Origin of the sequence: Candidatus Bostrichicola ureolyticus, assembly GCA_029851125.1 — a bacterium.
GTDB classification, from domain to species: domain Bacteria; phylum Bacteroidota; class Bacteroidia; order Flavobacteriales; family Blattabacteriaceae; genus Bostrichidicola; species Bostrichidicola ureolyticus.
In genome coordinates this window covers 307458-329281 of sequence record CP100319.1, presented here as the reverse complement: position 1 = coordinate 329281, position 21824 = coordinate 307458, and the positions used below count along the sequence as shown (strand labels likewise).

Sequence of the window (21824 nt, the reverse complement as noted above, 5' to 3'; positions counted from 1 at the left end):
TATTAAAATGAATATAAAAAATATTAATAATATTATTTATGATATAAAAAAAAAATATATAAACCAATATATTTATTAATTGGTAAAGAATATTATTTTATAGATCAAATAAGTACTTTTATTGAAAAAAATATTTTAAACGAAAATGAAAAAATTTTAAATCAAATTGTAATATATGGTCAATCTACTGATATTAAATCTATTATTACATATGCTATAAAATATCCCATTATGAGTAATTATACTGTTATAATTGTAAAAGAAGCTCAATTATTATCTAATATAGAAAATTTATCTATATATACAGATAATCCTATAAATAGTACTATATTGATAATATGTTATAAAAATATTTTAAATAAAACAAATAAACTTTATCAAAGCATAAAAAAAAATGGTATAATCTTTCAAAGTAACAAATTATATACTTATCAAGTTTTTGATTGGATAGTTTCAAACTTAAAAAAAAAGGCTTTACTATTACTAAAGAAGCAACAATGCTTATTATAGAATATTTAGGTACAGATATTTCACGTATTGCTAATGAATTAAAAAAAATAAATATTCTTTTACCTGAAGGTAGTAATATTACTCACAATTTTATTAAAAAATATATATCAAACTATTATAATTTTAAACAATTATATAAATATATAGCAATTAATGATAGTTTTAATGCGTATAAATTAATTTGTAGTTTTAATGATTCAATCATACCTATTATAAATCTTTTATATAAGTTTTTTACACAACTTATAGAATATCATTTATATAAAAAAAATACAAATGAATATATATATAAAGCTTCAAAAAATTATTCTTTGAAAAAGATTATAAAAATTATTTCATTTATTAGAAAAGCAGATGCTAAATCAAAAGGAATTGATAGTTCTGTAAATAAAAAAACAGAAATTTTAAAAGAACTTATATACAATATATGTCAACAAAAATAGTATACAATATATGTCAACAAAAATAGCTAAATGCGTTATTATTGGATCTGGTCCAGCTGGATATTCAGCCGCTATATATGCAGCAAGAGCTGATTTAAATCCTATTATATATACTGGATTAGAACCTGGAGGTCAATTGACTAAAACTACAATTATCGATAATTATCCAGGATATCCTACAGGAATTACAGGATTTGAACTAATGGAAAATTTTAAAAAACAAGCCGAACGTTTCGGAACTATTATAATACATGATAAAATTTCTAAAGTTTTTATTTCTAAATCAGGTATTCATACTATACAATTTTCTGATAAAACGTTACAAAGTAAAGGTTTAATTATTGCAACTGGAGCTTATTCAAAGTATTTAGGGTTAAAAAATGAAAAACGATTACTTGGATATGGTGTGTCTACATGTGCTACATGTGATGGTTTTTTTTATAAAGAAAAGTATGTAGCAGTAATTGGAGGTGGAGATACTGCCATTGAAGAAGCTATTTATTTATCCAAAATATGTAAACATATATATATATTTGTAAGAAAAAATATATTAAAAGCTTCTAAAGTAATGCAACATAATGTTTCTTATATAAAGAATATTTCAATATTATTTAACCATGAATTGAAAGATATTTTGGGAGAAAAAGAAGTAAATGGAATAAAAGTTATAAATAAAGAAAATGGAATGGAAAAAATATTTGATGTAAAAGGTATATTTATTGCGATAGGTCATAGTCCTAATACCCAATTATTTAAAGGACAACTTAAAATGGATGAAAACAATTATATTATTACTGAAAAAGGAACAACACAAACTAATAAACCAGGAGTATTTGCAGCTGGAGATGTACAAGATCCACGGTATCGTCAAGCAATAACATCAGCAGGAACTGGCTGTATGGCAGCATTGGATTTAGAAAAATATCTAAATTCTCATTCATAAATTTTATTATTATAAATTATTTTAACTAAAAATAAACCATATGGTGGTGCAGAACTACCTAATAAATTACGATTTTTATTTTTAATAATTTTTATAAAATCTTCTATACTAAGTTGTTCTTTTCCTATTTTTATAATAGTACCTACTATAGATCTTACCATATTTCTTAAAAAACGGTTAGCTTCAATAGTAAAACATAATTTTTTATTACCATTAACATCCCAATACGCTTTATAAAGTATGCAATAACTACTTTTAGTACTTTTTTTACAAAAAATACTAAAATCTCTATTTTTAATTAAAATTTTAGATGCTTGGTTCATTTTTTTAATATTCAATTTTCCACATAACAATTGCCAAGTGAAATCATTACAAAAAGGATCTTTTTCTAATAAAATGTGATACTGATAAGTACGGCTAATAACATCGAATCTAGCATGAGCATTATTTTTAACACGAAAAATACGAAATACTTTAATTGATTTAGGTAAAAAACGATTCAATTTATCTACCAAAGATATTTCAATATTTTTTTCAAAATCAAAATGAGCAAACATTTGTAGTGCATGTACACCACTATCTGTCCGTCCAGCTCCTATTAAATTTATAGAACATTTTAATAATTTAGATAGACAATATTCCAAAACTTCTTCTATTGAAATATTATTTTTTTGTATTTGCCAACCATGATAATTATTTCCATTATAAGAAACTTCTATAAAATATCTCAATTTTTTATTTATTATTTAATAATAATATCTAATTTTTATTAATTTTTTTGTTTATGATTATATCAATAATATGGGATCTTAATCCTGAAATTATTAAAATTTTCAATTTCTTCTCAATAAGATACTATAGTGTTTTATTTGTTATTGGTTTATTATTAGGATATAATCTATTAAAATATATTTGTGTTAATAGTAATAGTAGTATAATAACTATTCAGAGATTTGAAACTTTGGTAAGTTATATTTTAATTGGTATTATTCTAGGTGCTAGAATAGGTCATTGTTTATTTTATAATTTTAAATACTATTTCAAAAATCCTATAGAAATTCTTTTACCATTACAATTCAAACAAGGAGAAATTAAATTTATAGGATTTCAAGGATTAGCAAGTCACGGTGGTGCATTAGGTATTTTATTATCAATATTTATTTATAACATAAAAAATAGAATAAATATATTATCTATTTTAGATAGGATATCTATTGTGACTCCATTAACAGCTTTTTTTATTAGATTAGGAAATTTTGCTAATTCAGAAATTATTGGAAAACCTACAAATAGTAATTATGGAATTATATTTAAAAGAATTGATTTAATACCCAGACATCCTACACAAATATATGAAGCTATTGCTTATTTAATAATATTTATTATTATATATTATATATATAAAATAAATATAACAAAAAACAACGGTGTTATTTGTGGAATATTATTAATATTATTATTCTCAATAAGATTTATTATTGAATTTTTCAAAGTAAATCAAACTTATTTTGAATCAAAAATGCCACTAAATATGGGACAAATATTAAGTATACCATTTATAATAGTAGGTATTATTTTAATATTAAATAATAAATATGCCTGTCAAAATGACAATACATAAAATTTGCATAAATTTTGCTTATTTATTTGTTATAAACTCAAAAACATAAAATTACTTATGGTAGATAAATTATCCGAAGACTTATCAAATTCAAATTTGACTAAATCTGAAAAAGATGAAAAAGATTTAAAATCTGAAAAAGATGAAAAAGATTTAAAATCTGAAAAAGATGAAAAAGATTTAAAATCTGAAAAAGATGAAAAAGATTTTTTAATAAAAAAAATAGCAGAAGAAAAAGATAGATTTTTGCGACTTTATGCAGAATTTGAAAATTATAAAAAACGTACTCAAAAAGAGCGGTTTGAACTATTCAAAACAGCAAATAAAGCTCTTATTATGGGGTTATTACCTATTTTAGATGATTTTGAACGAGGAATTGAAGAAATTAAAAAATATAAAGGTATGATACTTATCCAAGATAAATTAATGAAATTATTAGAATATGAGGGTTTAAAAAAAATAAAAGTTGAAAAAGGATCTGATTTTAATACAGATTTTCATGAAGCTATTACGCAAGTACCAGCACATGAAGATAATCTAAAAAATAAAATTATGGATGTTGTTGAATCTGGATATTTATTACAAGAAAAAGTTATTAGACATGCTAAAGTAATTGTAGCAAAATAATATTAATATGAAAGATTATTACGATATATTGGGTGTCTCTAAAAATGCTTCATCAGAAGAAATTAAAAAGGCTTATCGCAAATTAGCTATTAAATATCATCCAGATAAAAATCCTAATAATAAAAAAGAAGCTGAGGAAAAATTTAAAGAAGCAGCTGAAGCTTATGATGTTTTAAGTAATCCAGAAAAAAGACAACGATATGATCAATTTGGTCATACTGGGGTACATAGTCAAAGTTCTTCCATGAATATGGAAGATATTTTTTCTAATTTTGGTGATATCTTTGGAGATGCTTTTGGTTCAGCATTTGGTTTTGGTAGAAGTTCAAGACGTGGACGTATTAAAGGAAGTGACCTTCGTATAAGAGTTAAACTTAATTTAGAAGAAATAGCTAAAGGTGTTGAAAAAACAGTTAAAGTAAAACGTATGAAAATAGCACATGGTACAAAATACAAAATTTGTAATAGGTGTCAAGGAATTGGACATATTTCACATGTTACTAATACTATATTAGGAAGAATGCAAACTACTACTACGTGTAATATATGTCAAGGTATTGGTGAGATAATAGATATTCTACCAAATGGTGCAAATAATCAAGGATTAATTAAAGAAGAAGAATTGGTAAATATTAAAATACCAGCAGGTTTAACTGATGGAATACAACTAAAAGTTCCTGGAAAAGGAAATCAAGCACCATTTGGTGGTGAATCTGGAGATCTTATAGTTATGATTGAAGAAATTCATCATAATTTGTTAAAACGTGAAGGTAATAATTTGCATTATGATTTATATATATCTATACCAGATGCTGTATTAGGTGCTTCTAAAGAAATACCAATTATTGGTGGAAAAGTCCTTATAAAAATAGACAAAGGAACTCAATCTGGTAAAACTCTTAGATTGAAAGGAAAAGGATTACCTAACATTGAAAGAAGTTATGAAAAAGGAGATATTTTAATTCATGTTAATGTTTGGACACCTAAAAAATTAACTAAAGAACAAAAGGATTTTTTTGAAAAAATGAGGGAAAATGATAATTTTATACCTAAACCTAATGAAAAATCATTTTTTGATAGAGTCAGAGAAATGTTTTCTTGAATATTAAGATATTTTATAGATAATGAATAATAATAGTAAAAAACGTGTTGTAGTAGGACTTTCTGGAGGGGTTGATTCTAGTGTAGCTGCTTTATTATTAAAATTAAAAGGTTATGAAGTTATTGGTATTTTCATACGTAATTTGTATGATACAAATTTACGAACATGTTCTTGGATAGAAGATAGTATAGATGCTATGTTAGTAGCAAAAAAAATAGGTATTCCTTTTCAAATAATTGATATTAGCAAAGAATATAAAAATAATGTTATAGACTATATGTTGAATGAATATTCAATTGGTAGGACTCCTAATCCTGATATACTTTGCAATCGCACAATTAAATTCGATATTTTTTTGAAAAAAGCTCATTTGTTAGGTGCCAATTTTATTGCTACTGGTCATTATGCAAAAATAAAAATTTGTTTTGAAAAATATAGGTTATTATCAGGAAAAGATAATAATAAAGATCAATCATATTTTCTTTGTCAACTTAACCAATATCAATTAGATAAAATTATTTTTCCTATAGGAGATTTTACAAAAAAAGAAGTTAGAAGAATAGCCACTAAAGCTGGATTAATTACAGCAAAAAAAAAAGATTCTCAAGGACTTTGTTTTGTAGGAAAAATACGATTACCTGATTTTTTGAAATCAAAACTAAAATTAAAAAAAGGAGATATTGTCGAGATACCTTCATCTGCTCCTATATATAAAAAACAACAATATAATTTTTTATCAAAATATGATTATTTAAATTTTCTTTCTAAAAGAAAAATATATAAAAAAAATGATGGAAAAATTATTGGACAACATATAGGAGCATGTGTATATACTATAGGTCAACGTAAATGGTTAGGAGTTGGAGGATATAAAGAAGCACTTTTTGTTATTGATACTGATATTAATAAAAATATAGTATATGTTGGTATGAGTAATATGCATCCAGGTTTATACCAAAAAGTATTATTCATAAATAATAAAGAATTACATTGGATACGTAATGACTTTTCTCTAAAGAATGGAGAAAAATTAGAAGTAAGTTGTAGAATTCGTTATAGACAATCATTACAAGAAGCTATTTTATATAAAGTATATAATGGTATGTATATAGAATTTAAAAATCCTCAAAGGGCTATAACTAGAGGACAATTTGCAGTTTGGTATCTTGGAGAAGAAGTAATAGGATCAGGAATTATATCTTGAAAAGATTTCATTTTCTACTATTTTTCTTTCTTTTTCAGCTAACTCATTATCTATGAGTATTCTACCACTATGTTCATCTATAATTATTTTTTTTCTTTGAAAAAGTTCTGAATATGTTTGAAGTGGAATAAATAAAAAAGATCCTACTGCAACTCCTCTTTCTATTGGTACTACAGCCAATCCATCTTCAACATTATGGCGTATTTTTTTATAAGTTTGTAATAAATTATCTTCAATTTGTTGAGAACACAATTCTTTTTTTTCTAAAAGAAATTTTTCTTGTTTTTTACTTTCTAAAAAAATTTGATTTAAAATTTCTTTTTTTTTAAAAAGATTATCATTATGATTTTTAATAATAACTTCTAACTCTTGTATATAAATATTATTATTATTAATTTTTAATTTGTATTCTTTAATTTCTTTTAAAGATAATTCTATTACTAATTCTTGATATTCAATTTCTTTATTAAGAAATTCATATTCACGATTATTAACATTTATTTTATGTACGTTGTATTTTTTAATAATGTCTTCTGCTTCTTTAATATTTTTATTTTTTTTATTTATATTTTGAGACAATAAATTAATTTCATTATTAATATTTTCTATTTTTTGTATTAATACTTTAATTTCATTTTCTATTTTTTTTACCTCTAAAGGAAGACTGACTCGATAATCTCGTATTTCATCAATACGAGAATCTATTAATTGTAATTTATATAATGCTCTTAACTGTTTTTCAAATGTAAATTCTTGTTTTTTCATTATTTAAAAATAATTAACTGGATTAGTGTTAATTTTTGATTTAAAAATAGCTAAATTAGGAAATTTATCTATTAAATAAGTTTCTATTAAGTTTTTTGTAAATTGCTCAGATTCATAATGTCCAATATCAGCAATTAAGAAATCTGTTTCAAAAAAATGATGATATTTAAAATCAGATGATATAAAAATATCTGCATTTACTTCTTTAGCATGAAATAATCCAAAACTACCGGACCCACCTATTAAAGCTACTTTTTCAATAGGTTTACCTAAAAAAGGAGAATGACGAATGTTATTCGTACACATTTTTTCTTTTAAAAAAGAAAAAAAAGATTTTTCTGACATACTTTCTTTTAAAAGTCCAAATGTACCTAAACCTAGGTATTGATTATTAATATCAATAATTTCATAAGCAACATCTTCATAAGGATGATTTTTAATAAGAGATTCTATAACTAAACGTTCTTTATGTATAGGAAAAATTACGTTAATACACGTTTCTTCTTTAAAATTAATTTTTCCTTTTTTTCCAATAAAAGGATTTGAATCTTTTTTTCCCCTAAAACTACCTATACCTTCCCAATTGAAACTACAATAATCATAATTACCTATATTTCCTGCTCCTACTTTAAATAAAGATGTTCTTACAATATTGGCATATTTTTTAGGTACATAAGTTGTTAACTTTTTAAGACAACCTAATTTTGGAACTAATACTTGTTGTTTAATTAAACCCAAACGCTTACCAATATAATAATTGGTACCATTCGGCATAAAATCCAAATTAGTGTGAATTACATATATAGAAATATCATGTTTAATTGCAGATATTATTATTCGTTCTCTATAATTAGATCCTATTATTTTTTTTATTCCATTAAAAATAAGTGGATGATAACTAATAATAAGATTATATTCATTATCAATAGCTTCTTTTAATACTGCTTCAGTAATATCTAAAGTTATTAATATTTTAGATATTTTATTATCATAATTTCCTATTAAAAGGCCTACATTATCATAATTTTCAGCATATTCTGTAGGAGCAAGTTTATCAAGTGCATAAGTAACATCTTTTACTTTCATATCTATATAAATAAAATTACTTATTTTAAAATAAGTAATTTTTTTCAAAACCCTAAATTAAATAATGAAAATAGATAATAAAAAAAAACCTAATTGGATAAGAGTAAAATTACCAATAGGAAAAAATTATCATAGATTACAAAATCTAGTAGATAAGTATAAATTAAACACTATTTGCCAAAGTGGAAATTGCCCTAATATTGGTGAATGTTGGGGAAATGGCATAGCTACTTTTATGATATTAGGAAATATTTGTACTCGTTCATGTAGATTTTGTAGTGTAAAAACTGGCCGTCCCCAAATGATAGATTGGAATGAACCTGAAAAAATAGCATTTTCTATAAAAAAAATGAATATAAAACATGCTGTAATTACTTCTGTAAATAGAGATGATTTAGAGGATATGGGATCATTACTATGGATAAAAACTATTAAAACTATACGATATTTTAATCCATTCACCACTATTGAAACATTAATACCTGATTTTAAAGGAAAAACCCAATTTTTAGATAAAATTATAAATACAAAACCTGAAGTTATATCCCATAATTTAGAAACTGTTCGAAGATTAACTAAAGAAATACGTATTCAAGCTAAGTATGATCGTAGTTTAGAACTTTTACGTTATTTAAAATATAACGGACAAAGTCGTACTAAAACAGGCATAATGTTAGGTTTAGGAGAAACTGAAGAAGAAATATTAGAAACAATGGCAGACATAAAAAAATCTAATGTAGATATTATTACAATAGGACAATATTTACAACCATCAAAACAACAGATAGCTGTACGGACTTTTATTTCACCAGAACAGTTTAAAAAATATGAAAATATAGCATTAAAAATGGGTTTTTTGTATGTAGAAAGTGGAGCTTTAGTTCGCTCTTCATATCATGCAGATAGACATGTAAAATAATTATAAGTTTATTCTTTGAAGAATTTTTTTATATATAGGTAATATGCTAAGAAAATATTTAATAGTTTCATTTAAACTTTTATAATAGATGCCTCCTGCAGCATTTTTGTGTCCTCCTCCCGAAAAGTGCTTTTTTGCAAAAGCATTAACATCAAAATTTCCTTTAGACCGAAAGGATATTTTAATAAACTTAAGATTTTCAATAAATATCAAAGAAAATACAATATTTTTTATATCTAAACCATAATTAACAAAACCTTCAGTATCTCCATTATTTTTTAAATCATAAGCATTAATTATGGTATAAGCAGTTCTATATAGAGATATAATTTTGACGTTTTGCAAAGTTTTTCCTAATAGGAACATACGATATTTAGTATATATGCTATATATTCTATTATTTACATAAGATATATCTATACCAGTTTCTAATAATTTGGCAGCTATATAATGTGTTTCAGGAGTAATATACGAAAAACGAAAAGAACCAGTATCTGTTACTAAACTTACATATAAGCAGGTAGCTATACGTATGTCAACATGATTAAAATCACCCATACTGTTTATAATTCTAAAAATTATTATACTTGTAGAAGAGGCTGTAGGATCATAAAATTTTAAATCAAAAAAATCATAATTTTTAAAATTATCATGATGATCAATTAACATTTTTATTGCTTTTGATTCTTGTAAAAAAATATCAATTGGTTTTATTCTATATAAATCATGAAAATCTATAAATATTATTATATCTGAATATATAATTTTTTCTTTTATGACTATTTTGTTTTTTTCTGAATAAATTATAAAATCTTCATTATTAGGTAACCACTTTAAAAAATTAGGATAATTTGTAGGAAGAATCATACAAACATCATGGTTAAGTTTTTTTAAATATAAAAACATTGCTAATGATGAACCTATAGCATCACCATCTGGATTTCTATGTGATAATAATGTAATTTTTTTTTTAAACTTTTAAATATTTTTTTTAAGTCATCCATATATTTATTTATTTATTTATTTATTTATTTGTTTTTAATCCTAATTCTTTTCCTTTTTTTAACATTAATATATAAGCATCATTTTTTTCATTATTTATTTCTCCTTCTAAAATAGCTTCTTTTATAGCATTTTTTATAATACCTACTTGTTTACAAGGTTTTAAATTAAAAGTATTCATAATACATTCTCCTGATATAGGATGTTGCCAATTACGTATTTTATCTTTTTTTTCAATTTGCTTAAGTTTAGTACTTACTAAATTAAAATTACTTTTGTATTGTTGTTTTTTTGATAAATTTTTTGTTGTAATATCTGCTTCGCATAACATTATTAAATCTTCAATATCATTTCCTAAATCAAATAATAATCTACGTATAGCAGAATCAGTAGTTTTATCACTTATTAATGCAATTGGACGTGAACTATATCGTATTATTTTTTGAATATATCGCATTGTAACTCCCATAGGAAGTTTAAGACGTCTAAATATATACGGTATCATTTTAGAACCTAAAACTTCATGTGAACGAAACGTCCAGCCAATACCTGACAAATATTTTTTAGTATTAGTTTTTCCAATATCATGAAGTAATGCTGCCCATCTTAGCCAAAGATAATTTGTTTTTTTGCTAATATTATCTATTACTTCAATAGTATGAATAAAATTATCTTTATGTGTGTAACCATCTTTTTCTTCTATTCCTTTCAGTGCTGTCAATTCAGGTAATATAATATTCAATAACCCAGAATCATAAAGTAAATTAATACCTATAGATGGTTTTTCACAAGAAAGTATTTTATTAAATTCATCCATAATACGTTCTATAGATACAATATGTATTCTTTCTTTATTTTTTTTTATAAATTCATAAGATAAATCTTCAATTTTAAATTTTAATTGTGTAGCCAAACGTATAGCACGCATCATTCTTAGAGGATCATCATAATAAGTTATATTGGGATCTCTAGTAGTCCGTATAATTTTTTTTTTTAAATCATCTTTTCCCATTAAAGGATCTATTAACCTTCCGTAATCATTATTATTAAGACTAATAGCTATAGAATTAATAGTAAAATCTCTTCTATTTTGATCGTCTATAAGTAAACCTTTTTCTATTAGAGGATTTCGACTATTAATATTATATGATTCTTTTCTAGCTCCTACAAATTCTACTTTATCATTTTCGTATATCAACATAGCAGTACCAAATTTTTTGAAAAAATTTACTTTAGGTTTTTTTTCAATATTTTTAGATACTTGCTCTGCTAAATGAATACCACTTCCTGTAGTTACAATATCAATATCTTGAGATTGCTTACCCAATAAAAAATCTCGTACGTAACCTCCTACAATATAAGAATCTTGTTTAATTTCTTTAGAAGATTTACTTATTATCTTAAATATTTTTTTATTAAATATATTATTTAACATTATTATGTTAAACTTAAATAATATTATGTTCTCGTAAAACTTCATTAAGTGATGTTTTTTTATTTGTACTTTCCTTACGTTTTCCAATTATTAAAGCACATTGAACATTATATCGTCCAGCAGGATATTCTTTAGAATATGATCCTGGTATTACTACTGAACGTTTTGGTACTCTACCTTTTATTTCAATAGGATTGTTACCAGTAACATCTATAATTTTAGTTGATGCTGTTAAAACTACATTAGCGCCTAAAACAGCTTCTTCTTCTATATAAACGCCTTCAACTAAAATACATCTAGATCCAATAAAAACATTATCTTCAATAATAACAGGTGCAGATTGTAAAGGTTCTAAAACCCCACCTATCCCAACACCTCCACTTATATGGACATTAGATCCAATTTGCGCACAACTACCTACTGTAGCCCACGTATCTATCATACTATTAGTCCCTATATAAGCACCAATATTAACATAAGAAGGCATTAAAACAGAACCAGGAGAAATATAAGATCCATATCTAGCTATAGCAGGAGGAACTACACGAACTTTTTTTTCGTCATAAGAATTTTTTAAGGGAATTTTGTCATAAAATTCGAATGGACCTACTTCTAGAAGTTCCATTTCTTTGATTGAAAAATACATAAGAATTGTTTTTTTAATCCATTCATTTATTATCCATTTTTTATCATTTTTATCATATGTAGCTATCCTAAGTGTACCGTTATCAAGTTGTTTTATAACATCAAAAATAATATTTTTTATTTCGGTAATTTTCCAATTTTGTTTATAGTGCCAAACTTTTTCTATTGTTGTTTTATATTTATCCATAGTTTATTATATTTTTACATATTTTATACAATTTATAGTAATATTTCAACATATGTCAAAAATACTAGGTATAGATTATGGCCGCAAAAGAACAGGTATTGCAATTACTGATCCTCTAGAAATAATAGCTTATGGATTAGAAACTATAAATACAGAAAAATTAATGTTATTTATAAAAGAATATCTTTATAAAGAAGAAATAAAAAAAATTGTTATAGGATTACCTAAGCAATTAAATGGTAAATATGCACCTATTGAAATAGATATTAGACAATTTATTAAATTAATAAATCAAAAATATAATCATATTATTATAAAACGTATAGATGAACGTTTTACTTCTAAATTAGCAAAACAATATATGATAGAAGGAGGATTAAATAAAAAAAAAAGAAAAAATAAAACATTAATAAATAAAATTAGTGCTACTTTAATTCTACAATCTTATCTTTTGCAAAAAGATAATTTATTATGATATTACCTATAATAATTTATGGTAATTCTATTCTAAGAAAAAAATGTGTTAACATTTCTGATTCTTTTCCTAAACTTAATTTATTGATTTCAAATATGTTTGAAACGATGTATAATGTAGAAGGAATAGGATTAGCAGCACCTCAAATTGGACAAAATATAAAATTATTTATTATAGATTATTCTAATAATTCTAAGTATAAGATTTCTAAGTATAAGAAAGTTTTTATTAACGCTAAAATAATAAAAAGTTATGGTCCAAAATCAATTTTTAAAGAAGGTTGTCTTAGTATACCCAATATTATTGAATTAGTCAAAAGAGAATCTCACATCTTGATAAGATATTATGATGAATATTGGAATAGACATACAGAAATATTAAATGGATTACCAGCAAGAATTGTACAACATGAATATGATCATCTTTATGGAAAACTTTTTATTGATCGTTTATCTACTGGTAAAAAAAAAAATATTTATAATAAATTAAATAAATTATATTTATAGAATATATTCTATAATAATTTTTTTTAAAATATTAGGATTGTTCATTGCTAAATCCGCAATAACCTTGCGGTTAAGATTGATATTTTTATTATATAATAAATCTATAAATTTTGAATATGACATTCCAAATGTTCTAACTACTGCATTTATTCTTTGAATCCATAAAGAACGAAATATTCTTTTTTTTTGTTTCCGACCAATATAAGCATGCTGAAATGCTTTTTCAACTCTATTTTTAGCTATTGTATATACTTTACTTCCTACTCCATAATAACCTTTAGCATTTTTAAGTATTTTTTTTCTTTTGCGTTTTGAAGCTACTGAATTTACAGATCTTGGCATATTATAATAATAATTGTTTTTTTATATTTTTAATATCTGCTTTTGTTATTATAGCATATTTAGTTAAATATCGTTTTTTTTTGGTAGATTTTTTAGTCAGAATATGATTTTTAAATGCATGTTTTCTTTTAATAAGACCACTAGCAGTAATTTTAAATCTTTTTTTTGATCCAGATTTACTTTTCAATTTTGTCATGTTTTGAATATTTTATTGGTGATATAATCATATACATTTTTTTTCCATCCATTATTGGCATTTTTTCTACTTTTCCATAAAGATTTAGTGCATCTGCAAATTTAAATAAAAGAACTTTTCCATGATCTTTATACATTATAGAACGTCCTTTAAAAAAAATAGATATTTTAACTTTTTCTTTATCTTTTAAAAATTTTTTAGCATTTTTTATTTTAAATTCAATATCATGAATATTTGTTTGTGGCCCAAGACGTATTTCTTTTATAATAACTTTATCTTGTTTTAATTTAATTAATTTTTGTTTCTTTTTTTGTTCGTATAAAAACTTTTTATATTCAAGTATTTTACATATAGGTGGATCAGTTTTAGAATTAATTTCTACTAAATCTAGTTCATTATATTTAGCCATTTTAAGTGCATTTTTTAATGTATAAATACCTATTTTTACATTTTCTCCAACTAAACGTACTTTAGTAGCAACTATATATTCATTTATACGATAATATTTATCTTTTATATTTATAATATTAAAATGTTTTTAACTATTTAAAAAGTTAATTCTTTTTTTATAATTTTCAAAAATTTTTCTATTTGAATTTCTTCAAAATTATTTGATCCTCTCCGTCGTAGAGAAATTGATTTATTTTTTTCTTCTTTATGTCCTATTATAATCATAATAGGAATTTTACTAATTTCTGCATCTAGTATCTTTTTACCTATTTTTTCATTTCTATCATCCATTAACAATCTTATATTTGAACTTAATATATTAAATATTTTTTTAGCATATACTAAATATTTTTTACTTATAGTAAGAATAACTCCTTGATAAGGAGCTAACCATAATGGAAAATCACCTCCAGTATGTTCAATAAGAATTGCAATAAAACGTTCTAAAGATCCAAAAGGAGCACGGTGAATCATTATTGGTCTATGTAATTTATTATCATTTCCTTTATAATTAAGATCAAAACGTATAGGCATATTATAATCTACTTGAATTGTTCCTAATTGCCAATTACGTCCTAAGGCATCTTTTACAATAAAATCAAGTTTTGGACCATAAAAAGCTGCTTCACCATAAACTAATTTTGTTTTTAAATCTTTTTCTTTAGTGGCTTGAATTATATATTCTTCTGATTTTTTCCAATTTTCATTAGTACCAATATATTTTGAAGTGTTATTATAATCTCTTAACGAAATTTGGGCAGTATAGTCTTTAAATCCTAAAGAATTTAATATATAAATAACTAAATCAATAACCAATTTAAATTCATTTAATAATTGATCAGAAGTACAAAAAATATGAGCATCGTCTTGTGTGAAACTTCGTACACGTGTTAGTCCGTGAAGTTCTCCACTATGCTCATAACGATATACAGTACCAAATTCTGCAAAACGTTTTGGTAAATCTTTATAAGACAATTGATGTGAACGGTAAATTTCACAATGATGAGGACAATTCATTGGTTTTAAAATAAATTCCTCTTCACTATTAGGAGTTAGAATAGATTTAAAACTATTTTCCATATATTTATCCCAATGTCCAGAAGTAGTATATAAATCTTTATGCCCAATATGCGGGGTTATCACCATTTCATAACCTATTTTTTGTTGAAGTTTTGTTAAAAACTCTTCTAAAAGTTTACGCAACAAAGTTCCTTTAGGTAACCACAAAGGTAATCCTGATCCTACACGTTTAGAAAATGTAAAAATTTCCAATTTTTTTCCTATTTTTCTATGATCACGTTTCTGATATTCAGAAATATTAGATAAATATTTATTGAAATAATATTCATTAGGGAATGAAATTCCATAAATACGTGTTAATTGTTTATTATTTTTATTACCACGCCAATATACTCCTGAAATATTTATTAATTTTATATATTTTATAAATGCTGTATGTGGAATGTGACCTCCTTTACAAAGATCAATAAAATTATCGTGCTTACAAAAAGTAAGATCTTTATCTTTAATATTTTTTATTAATTCAGTTTTATATATATTATCTTTATAATAAGATAAAGCTTCTATTTTAGAAATATTATATACTTTAAATTGTGAAGCTTTTTTAGCATTTTTAATCATTATTTTCTCTACAATAGAGAAATCTTTTTTAGTAAATGATGTATTTACAAAATCTATATCATAGTAAAATCCATTATTAATAGCTGGTCCAATAGTAAGCTTAACTTGTGGATATAATTCTAAAATAGCTTGAGCCAATAAATGAGCAGAAGAATGCCAAAATGCTTTTTTACCTAATTCATCTTCCCAAGTATAAAAACATAATTTTGCATTTGCATATATTGGAGTATTTAATTCTATTTGATTATCATTAATACTAGCAGATAATAATTTATCTATTTTTTTTTTACAAAAAATATCTTTAGCAACTTCAATTGGTGTTACTCCTACTTTGTATTCTTTAACTGTATTATCAACTAATGTTATATATATCATAACAAACAATATAAAATATAAGCAATTATAGTACCTATTATTGGTCCTACAACAGGTATCCAGGCATATTCCCAATCGCTTGATCCTTTTCCAGGAATAGGTAAAATAAAATGCATTAGTCTTGGCCCCAAATCACGAGCAGGATTAATTTCGCTACCTGTTGTACCTCCTAAAGATAGACCTATACTCCAAATTAAAAAAGATATTGGTAGTGCATCTTTAGAGTCTGTAAAATTAAAAATGAAAAACATTAACATAAAAGTAGCTATAATTTCACTTGTAATATTTAATAGAGGATTTTTTATAGCTGGAATTGTATTAAAAACCGATAGTTTAACTAAAGGATCTTTAGTTATCAAAAAATGATCTTTATAAATTAACCATACTAAAAATGCTCCTATCATAGATCCAATAAATTGAGCTAATATTAATAGAGGAACTTTTATCCATTCAACTTTTTTTATCAAAGCTAAACCAATAGTTATTACAGGATTTAAATGGACTCCACTACTATATTTACTGGTAATTACAATACTTACAAAAACTGCTAATGCCCAACCGGTTGTTATTACAATCCATCCAGAATTATTTCCTTTAGTTTTAGACAAAACTACATTAGCTACCACTCCATTTCCTAATAAAATTAGGAATATTGTACCAATTAGTTCTGCGTAAAATTCTGTCATTTTATTGATTATAAAATTTTGATTTTATCATTGATAAAGCATCTTTTATTGAAATATTTTTCAGGGGTTTAAGCATATTACTAATATATGAAAATTTAGAAATAATATTATTAATATCTTCAAGTGAAGTACCAGATCCTTTAGCAATACGTATTTTTCTACTTTTATTTAAAATTAAAGGTTGTTTACGTTCCAGAGGTGTCATTGAATAAATAATTGCTTCTATTTTACTAAAATTTTCTATATTAATATTAGTAGTAGGACAAGGTATCATATCTATGATATCTTTTATATTGCCCATTTTTTTTATTTTTTTAATATGCTCTAAAAAATCATTAAAATTAAATGTACTTTGTTCTATTTTTTCTTGTATATTTTTAACTTGTGTTTCATCAAATTGCTCTTTAACTTTTTCTACTAAAGAAACAATATCACCCATACCTAAAATACGACTAGCCATCCTATTAGGATAGAAAACGCTTATAGATTCCATATTTTCACCAGTACTAATAAATTTAATAGGTTTATTAATAACACTACAAACAGTTAAAGCAGCTCCACCCCTAGCATCACTATCTAATTTAGTTAAAACTACTCCATCCAAATTAATCTCATTATTAAATGATTTAGCTATATTAATAGCATCTTGACCCATCATAGCATCAATTATAAATAAAGTCTCTGTTGGTTTTATTGAATTGTAAATATTTTTTATTTCATTCATCATAAATTTATTAACAGATAAACGACCAGCTGTATCAATAATAATAACATTATTATTATTAACTTTTGCTTGTTCAATAGATTTTATAATTATATCTACGGGATCTTTGTTATTTTTAATAGAAAAAACTGGAACATTAACTTTTGTACCTAAAATATTTATTTGATTAATAGCTGCTGGACGGTAAACATCTGCTGCCACTAGCAAAGGATTCTTATGTTTTTTTATTTTTAAAAATCTAGCAAGTTTAACTGAAAAAGTAGTTTTACCACTACCTTGTAAACCCACTATAAGAATGATATTAGGATTTTCTAACAAATTAATATCTACATTATTTCCACCCATTAAATTAGTTAATTCACTATAAACAATTTTTATTAAATAGGTTCTATAATCAATTATATTAGTAGAATATATGACTTTATTTTTTATTTTTTTAATAAAATCTTTTGCTATGTGATAGTTAACATCAGCATAAATTAAAGCATTATGTATTTCTTTAAGTGTGTTTGTAATATTTTCTTCATTTATTATTTTTTTTCCCTTTAACAATTCAAAAGCTTTATTTAATTTTTTTTGTAAAATGTTAAACATATTATTTATTTATTTTTGTGTTACATACGTTCAAGCATTGAAATTCCTAATAATTCCATACCATGTTTTAAAATATCTCCTACAATTGATGATAAATTAATACGAAAATATTTTTTATCTTCATTTATTTCATTAATAACCTTAATATTTTGATAAAAATCATTGAATTTTTTCGATAAATTATATATATAATTTGCTAAAATAGAAGGATCTAAATTATTTGCTACACTTTTAATAATTGAAATATACTGTTCCAACGTTTTAATAATAGTACGTTCATATATATTTAATGATATAGATTTACTATAATTTTTATTATTTTGGATTTTTATTTTTAATGAGCAAATACGTGCGTAAGTATATTGAATATATGGACCAGTACATCCTTTAAAATCAATAGACTCCATAGGATCGAATATAATACTTTTCTTAGGATTAACTTTAAGTATATAATATTTTAAAGCAGCAATACCAATTTTTTCAAATAATTGATATTCTTCTTGTTTTGAACAATTTTTAAATTTTCCTAGTTGTTTAGTAATATTCATAGCTGTATGATGCATTTTGCTCATTAAGTCATCTGCATCTACAACAGTCCCTTCTCTTGATTTCATTTTTCCATAAGGTAAATTTACCATACCATATGAAAGATGGAAAAGTTTTTTAGCCCATGGATACCCTAAACGATTTAAAATAATAAATAAAATTTTAAAATGATAATTTTGTTCTTCACCTACAGTATAAATTAATTTATCTATAGGATATTTTCTAAAACGTTCTACAGCTGTTCCAATATCTTGAGTAAGATATACTGAAGTGCCATCAGATCGTAACAGTAATTTTTTATTTAATGTTTTATTTTTAAAATCAATCCATACAGAACCATCATCTTTTTTATAAAAAATACCTTTTCGAATACCTTCTTTTATAATTTTTTTTCCTAAAATATAAGTATTACTTTCATATTGAACTTCATCAAAAGTAATTCCTAATCTACGATAGGTTTCTTCAAACCCTTCATAAACCCATTTGTTCAATTTATTCCAAATTTCAATAGTATAATGGTCACCATTTTCCCATTTACGTAAAGTTTCACGGACAGATTGCATTATTTTAGATTTTTCTTCAGCTTCATTATGATTATATCCTAATGATAATAATGTTTCAATTTCTTTACGTTTCAAATTTTCAAATTCTACATAATATTTACCAACAAAATGATCTCCTTTTATATTTGTATTTTGTGGAGTTTTTCCTTTACCCAATTTTTTCCAAGCAACCATAGATTTACAAATATGTATTCCCCTATCGTTAATAAGTTGGGTTCTGATTACTTTGTATCCTAGAGTATCAAATATATTGGCAATTGATTGGCCTAATATACAATTACGAATATGTCCTAAGTGTAAAGGCTTATTAGTATTAGGTGAAGAATATTCTATCATTAATAATTGTTTTTTTTTTTTATTTATTTGAAATAATCCTTGTTTTATTATTAATAATAATTCCAAATAATACTCATCTTTAAATTCTAAATTTAAAAATCCATTAATAACATTAAATGATTTAATAAATGATAATTTTTTTTTTATGTTATTGCCTAACTCTTGTCCAATTTCTTTCAAAGGTTTTTTAATAATCTTTAATAATGGAAATATAATTAATGTAACATATCCTTTATATTTTTTGTCAGTATATTGAATTTCTAATTCCCGCGTATCTATAAATTTAATATCTTTTAAAACTGATTTTATACATTTTATACTATTCATTATTTTTAAAAGGATTATTTCTTTTTAGATAAATATAGTGCTACACTTTTATGATCAGTTTTTATACCTTTATCACCTAATTTCCAATTAGCTGGACATACTTCTCCATTTTTTTCAAAAAAAATTAGTGCATCTACGATACGTAGCGCTTCATTTACATTTCTACCTATTGGCATATCATTAATTAATTGATGACGTATAATACCTTCTTTATCAATTAAAAAAAGTCCTCTATAAGCCACCAATTCTTTATCTGCTTCTATTTGATCTTTTTCTTCATCATAAATCCAATCACCTGCTAAAACTCCATAATTATAAGAAATAGTTTTATTAGTATCAGCTACAATAGGATAGGTAATGCCTTTTATTCCACCTTCTTGTTTTGATAGCTGCATCCATCCCCAATGGGATTGTTCTGTATCTGTAGAGACAGCAATAATTTGTACATTTCTTGATTCAAAATCTTGTAGTTTTTCTTGAAAAGCATGTAATTCAGTAGGACATACAAAAGTAAAATCTTTAGGATAAAAAAATAATAATACATACTTTCCTATAAATTGTTTTAATTTAAAGTTTTCTATTATTTTGTTATTTATTATAGCATTCGCTTTAAAATTAGGAGCATATTTTCCAACTAAAACTTTCATATATATTTTATTTATTACAAAGTAATAAATATATATAATTATATTTTATTATTTCATAAGTATTTTACTTATATCATCTCCTATTTTAGCAATAGATGTTACTACATATATACCACATTTTTTCATTATTTCAATTTTAAATTGTGCTGTTTCATTATGGCCACCAATTATAGCTCCAGCATGTCCCATAATACGTCCTTTTGGTGCAGTTAAACCAGCAATAAATCCAATTACTGGTTTATTACACTTATTTTTTTTTATCCATTTTGCTGCTTCAATTTCAAGTTGTCCACCAATTTCTCCTATCAATACAATAGCATCAGTATCTGGATCGTTCATAAATAATTTTATTATTTCTAGTATACTAAAACCAATAATATAATCACCCCCAATACCAATTGCTGTAGATATACCATAACCTGCTTTAACTATTTGATCAGCTACTTCGTAAGTTAATGTTCCAGATCTAGATATAATACCTATATTTCCTTTTTTAAATATATAACTAGGCATAATACCTATTAAAGTTTCTTCAACTGTTATTATTCCAGGACAATTGGGACCAATTAATTTACAATTTTTATTATTTAGATAATATTTTACTTTAATCATATCTGAAATAGGTATACCTTCAGTAATACAAACTATAAGTGATATTCCAGCGTAAGCTGCTTCAAGTATAACATCAGCAGCAAATATTGCAGGAACAAAAATTATGCTTACATCAATTAATCCTAATTCTTTTACTGCTTCTTCTACTGTATTAAATACAGGTTTTTCTAAATGTATTTGGCCACCTTTACCTGGTGTAACTCCTCCTATTACATTAGTTCCATAATCAATCATTTTCTCTGAATGAAAACTTCCCTCTTTTCCAGTAAATCCTTGTACAATCACTTTTGAATTTTTGTTAACTAAAATGCTCAT

Annotated in this window: 25 protein-coding genes; 10 read left to right on the top strand and 15 right to left on the bottom strand. The window is 24.1% G+C overall.

The genetic code is table 11. The features are described from left to right. The first annotated feature begins 120 nt into the window (after nucleotides 1-120). The 3 genes from NHG04_01820 to trxB are packed head-to-tail and all read left to right on the top strand — an operon-like array spanning nucleotide 121 to nucleotide 1896. Nucleotides 121-510, top strand: coding sequence for a hypothetical protein (locus NHG04_01820; GenBank protein ID WGH27551.1), 390 nt, complete (start codon nucleotides 121-123; stop codon nucleotides 508-510). Next, nucleotides 444-953, top strand: coding sequence for a hypothetical protein (locus NHG04_01815; protein ID WGH27375.1), 510 nt, complete (start codon nucleotides 444-446; stop codon nucleotides 951-953). The genes NHG04_01820 and NHG04_01815 overlap by 67 nt, the downstream gene beginning before the upstream one ends. A 10-nt stretch (nucleotides 954-963) precedes the next feature. Next, on the top strand, nucleotides 964-1896 hold the full coding sequence (gene trxB / locus NHG04_01810) for a thioredoxin-disulfide reductase (protein WGH27374.1): 933 nt from the start codon (nucleotides 964-966) through the stop codon (nucleotides 1894-1896). Here trxB and truA read toward each other — a convergent pair. Next, the gene (truA, locus tag NHG04_01805) at nucleotides 1887-2627 is read right to left on the bottom strand and encodes a tRNA pseudouridine(38-40) synthase TruA (GenBank protein ID WGH27373.1); all 741 of its coding nucleotides are present in this window, start codon (nucleotides 2625-2627) and stop codon (nucleotides 1887-1889) included. The genes trxB and truA overlap by 10 nt on opposite strands. A 53-nt stretch (nucleotides 2628-2680) precedes the next feature. On the opposite strand from truA, the gene lgt reads away from it, so the two are divergent. The 4 genes from lgt to mnmA are packed head-to-tail and all read left to right on the top strand — an operon-like array spanning nucleotide 2681 to nucleotide 6450. Continuing rightward, the gene (gene lgt / locus NHG04_01800) at nucleotides 2681-3517 is read left to right on the top strand and encodes a prolipoprotein diacylglyceryl transferase (GenBank protein ID WGH27372.1); all 837 of its coding nucleotides are present in this window, start codon (nucleotides 2681-2683) and stop codon (nucleotides 3515-3517) included. A 57-nt stretch (nucleotides 3518-3574) separates the two neighbouring features. Then, nucleotides 3575-4144 carry a nucleotide exchange factor GrpE gene (locus NHG04_01795; protein WGH27371.1) on the top strand — a complete coding sequence of 190 codons (570 nt, stop codon included), beginning with the start codon at nucleotides 3575-3577 and terminating at the stop codon, nucleotides 4142-4144. A 1-nt stretch (nucleotide 4145) separates the two neighbouring features. Further along, complete coding sequence (dnaJ, locus tag NHG04_01790; protein WGH27550.1) at nucleotides 4146-5246, top strand: molecular chaperone DnaJ; 1101 nt, start codon at nucleotides 4146-4148, stop codon at nucleotides 5244-5246. 22 nt (nucleotides 5247-5268) lie between these two features. Beyond that, nucleotides 5269-6450: a tRNA 2-thiouridine(34) synthase MnmA gene (gene mnmA, locus NHG04_01785; protein ID WGH27370.1), complete on the top strand. Its 1182-nt coding sequence runs from the start codon at nucleotides 5269-5271 to the stop codon at nucleotides 6448-6450. On the opposite strand, the gene NHG04_01780 is transcribed toward mnmA, so the two are convergent. Together NHG04_01780 and NHG04_01775 are read right to left on the bottom strand one after the other, a co-directional pair. Next, complete coding sequence (locus NHG04_01780) at nucleotides 6433-7215, bottom strand: hypothetical protein (protein ID WGH27369.1); 783 nt, start codon at nucleotides 7213-7215, stop codon at nucleotides 6433-6435. The genes mnmA and NHG04_01780 overlap by 18 nt on opposite strands. A gap of 3 nt (nucleotides 7216-7218) precedes the next feature. Beyond that, nucleotides 7219-8301 (bottom strand): Nif3-like dinuclear metal center hexameric protein, encoded by a 1083-nt coding sequence (locus tag NHG04_01775; protein WGH27368.1) that lies wholly within the window; start codon nucleotides 8299-8301, stop codon nucleotides 7219-7221. 64 nt (nucleotides 8302-8365) lie between these two features. Between NHG04_01775 and lipA the strand changes: the two genes are divergently transcribed. Beyond that, nucleotides 8366-9220, top strand: a complete 855-nt coding sequence (lipA, locus tag NHG04_01770) for a lipoyl synthase (GenBank protein WGH27367.1) — start codon at nucleotides 8366-8368, stop codon at nucleotides 9218-9220. On the opposite strand, the gene NHG04_01765 is transcribed toward lipA, so the two are convergent. From NHG04_01765 to NHG04_01755, 3 genes are all read right to left on the bottom strand, one after another. Then, a complete protein-coding gene (locus tag NHG04_01765) occupies nucleotides 9221-10126 on the bottom strand; it encodes a DHHA1 domain-containing protein (protein ID WGH27366.1) in 906 nt (301 codons plus the stop codon). 118 nt (nucleotides 10127-10244) lie between these two features. Next, nucleotides 10245-11657, bottom strand: a complete 1413-nt coding sequence (locus tag NHG04_01760) for an HD domain-containing protein (protein WGH27365.1) — start codon at nucleotides 11655-11657, stop codon at nucleotides 10245-10247. A gap of 13 nt (nucleotides 11658-11670) precedes the next feature. Continuing rightward, nucleotides 11671-12489 carry a 2,3,4,5-tetrahydropyridine-2,6-dicarboxylate N-succinyltransferase gene (locus NHG04_01755; protein ID WGH27364.1) on the bottom strand — a complete coding sequence of 273 codons (819 nt, stop codon included), beginning with the start codon at nucleotides 12487-12489 and terminating at the stop codon, nucleotides 11671-11673. A 52-nt stretch (nucleotides 12490-12541) separates the two neighbouring features. On the opposite strand from NHG04_01755, the gene ruvX reads away from it, so the two are divergent. After that, nucleotides 12542-12964 carry a Holliday junction resolvase RuvX gene (gene ruvX, locus NHG04_01750; protein ID WGH27363.1) on the top strand — a complete coding sequence of 141 codons (423 nt, stop codon included), beginning with the start codon at nucleotides 12542-12544 and terminating at the stop codon, nucleotides 12962-12964. Continuing rightward, nucleotides 12961-13470: a peptide deformylase gene (gene def / locus NHG04_01745; GenBank protein WGH27362.1), complete on the top strand. Its 510-nt coding sequence runs from the start codon at nucleotides 12961-12963 to the stop codon at nucleotides 13468-13470. The genes ruvX and def overlap by 4 nt, the downstream gene beginning before the upstream one ends. Here the strand turns inward: def and rplT are convergent. From rplT to sucD, 9 genes are read right to left on the bottom strand one after another with little or no spacing between them, the layout of a single operon-like run. Next, entirely contained in the window at nucleotides 13465-13812 is a 348-nt protein-coding gene (gene rplT / locus NHG04_01740) for a 50S ribosomal protein L20 (protein ID WGH27361.1), read from the bottom strand. The genes def and rplT overlap by 6 nt on opposite strands. Before the next feature lies 1 nt (nucleotide 13813). Beyond that, nucleotides 13814-14008, bottom strand: coding sequence for a 50S ribosomal protein L35 (gene rpmI / locus NHG04_01735; GenBank protein WGH27360.1), 195 nt, complete (start codon nucleotides 14006-14008; stop codon nucleotides 13814-13816). Next, nucleotides 13989-14531: a translation initiation factor IF-3 gene (gene infC / locus NHG04_01730; GenBank protein WGH27549.1), complete on the bottom strand. Its 543-nt coding sequence runs from the start codon at nucleotides 14529-14531 to the stop codon at nucleotides 13989-13991. The genes rpmI and infC overlap by 20 nt, the downstream gene beginning before the upstream one ends. A 23-nt stretch (nucleotides 14532-14554) precedes the next feature. Next, nucleotides 14555-16474: a threonine--tRNA ligase gene (gene thrS / locus NHG04_01725; protein ID WGH27359.1), complete on the bottom strand. Its 1920-nt coding sequence runs from the start codon at nucleotides 16472-16474 to the stop codon at nucleotides 14555-14557. Further along, nucleotides 16471-17160: an aquaporin family protein gene (locus tag NHG04_01720; GenBank protein ID WGH27358.1), complete on the bottom strand. Its 690-nt coding sequence runs from the start codon at nucleotides 17158-17160 to the stop codon at nucleotides 16471-16473. The genes thrS and NHG04_01720 overlap by 4 nt, the downstream gene beginning before the upstream one ends. Nucleotide 17161: 1 nt before the next feature. Then, the gene (gene ffh / locus NHG04_01715) at nucleotides 17162-18478 is read right to left on the bottom strand and encodes a signal recognition particle protein (protein WGH27357.1); all 1317 of its coding nucleotides are present in this window, start codon (nucleotides 18476-18478) and stop codon (nucleotides 17162-17164) included. A 20-nt stretch (nucleotides 18479-18498) separates the two neighbouring features. Then, nucleotides 18499-20250, bottom strand: a complete 1752-nt coding sequence (gene argS, locus NHG04_01710) for an arginine--tRNA ligase (protein WGH27356.1) — start codon at nucleotides 20248-20250, stop codon at nucleotides 18499-18501. A gap of 14 nt (nucleotides 20251-20264) precedes the next feature. After that, complete coding sequence (locus NHG04_01705; protein ID WGH27355.1) at nucleotides 20265-20897, bottom strand: peroxiredoxin; 633 nt, start codon at nucleotides 20895-20897, stop codon at nucleotides 20265-20267. 48 nt (nucleotides 20898-20945) lie between these two features. Then, nucleotides 20946-21824 carry a succinate--CoA ligase subunit alpha gene (gene sucD / locus NHG04_01700; protein ID WGH27354.1) on the bottom strand — a complete coding sequence of 293 codons (879 nt, stop codon included), beginning with the start codon at nucleotides 21822-21824 and terminating at the stop codon, nucleotides 20946-20948.

What these genes read in the sequence shown, in the direction of transcription:
- def (WGH27362.1), top strand. Translation starts at nt 12,961, where the DNA reads ATGATATTACCTATAATAATTTATGGTAATTCTATTCTAAGAAAAAAA.
- NHG04_01755 (WGH27364.1), bottom strand. Translation starts at nt 12,489, where the DNA reads ATGGATAAATATAAAACAACAATAGAAAAAGTTTGGCACTATAAACAA.
- ruvX (WGH27363.1), top strand. Translation starts at nt 12,542, where the DNA reads ATGTCAAAAATACTAGGTATAGATTATGGCCGCAAAAGAACAGGTATT.
- NHG04_01760 (WGH27365.1), bottom strand. Translation starts at nt 11,657, where the DNA reads ATGTTAAATAATATATTTAATAAAAAAATATTTAAGATAATAAGTAAA.
- NHG04_01720 (WGH27358.1), bottom strand. Translation starts at nt 17,160, where the DNA reads ATGACAGAATTTTACGCAGAACTAATTGGTACAATATTCCTAATTTTA.
- sucD (WGH27354.1), bottom strand. Translation starts at nt 21,824, where the DNA reads ATGAGCATTTTAGTTAACAAAAATTCAAAAGTGATTGTACAAGGATTT.
- rplT (WGH27361.1), bottom strand. Translation starts at nt 13,812, where the DNA reads ATGCCAAGATCTGTAAATTCAGTAGCTTCAAAACGCAAAAGAAAAAAA.
- mnmA (WGH27370.1), top strand. Translation starts at nt 5,269, where the DNA reads ATGAATAATAATAGTAAAAAACGTGTTGTAGTAGGACTTTCTGGAGGG.
- argS (WGH27356.1), bottom strand. Translation starts at nt 20,250, where the DNA reads ATGAATAGTATAAAATGTATAAAATCAGTTTTAAAAGATATTAAATTT.
- NHG04_01795 (WGH27371.1), top strand. Translation starts at nt 3,575, where the DNA reads ATGGTAGATAAATTATCCGAAGACTTATCAAATTCAAATTTGACTAAA.
- thrS (WGH27359.1), bottom strand. Translation starts at nt 16,474, where the DNA reads ATGATATATATAACATTAGTTGATAATACAGTTAAAGAATACAAAGTA.
- lgt (WGH27372.1), top strand. Translation starts at nt 2,681, where the DNA reads ATGATTATATCAATAATATGGGATCTTAATCCTGAAATTATTAAAATT.
- ffh (WGH27357.1), bottom strand. Translation starts at nt 18,478, where the DNA reads ATGTTTAACATTTTACAAAAAAAATTAAATAAAGCTTTTGAATTGTTA.
- rpmI (WGH27360.1), bottom strand. Translation starts at nt 14,008, where the DNA reads ATGACAAAATTGAAAAGTAAATCTGGATCAAAAAAAAGATTTAAAATT.
- NHG04_01765 (WGH27366.1), bottom strand. Translation starts at nt 10,126, where the DNA reads ATGTTTTTATATTTAAAAAAACTTAACCATGATGTTTGTATGATTCTT.
- NHG04_01780 (WGH27369.1), bottom strand. Translation starts at nt 7,215, where the DNA reads ATGAAAAAACAAGAATTTACATTTGAAAAACAGTTAAGAGCATTATAT.
- NHG04_01705 (WGH27355.1), bottom strand. Translation starts at nt 20,897, where the DNA reads ATGAAAGTTTTAGTTGGAAAATATGCTCCTAATTTTAAAGCGAATGCT.
- trxB (WGH27374.1), top strand. Translation starts at nt 964, where the DNA reads ATGTCAACAAAAATAGCTAAATGCGTTATTATTGGATCTGGTCCAGCT.
- NHG04_01775 (WGH27368.1), bottom strand. Translation starts at nt 8,301, where the DNA reads ATGAAAGTAAAAGATGTTACTTATGCACTTGATAAACTTGCTCCTACA.
- lipA (WGH27367.1), top strand. Translation starts at nt 8,366, where the DNA reads ATGAAAATAGATAATAAAAAAAAACCTAATTGGATAAGAGTAAAATTA.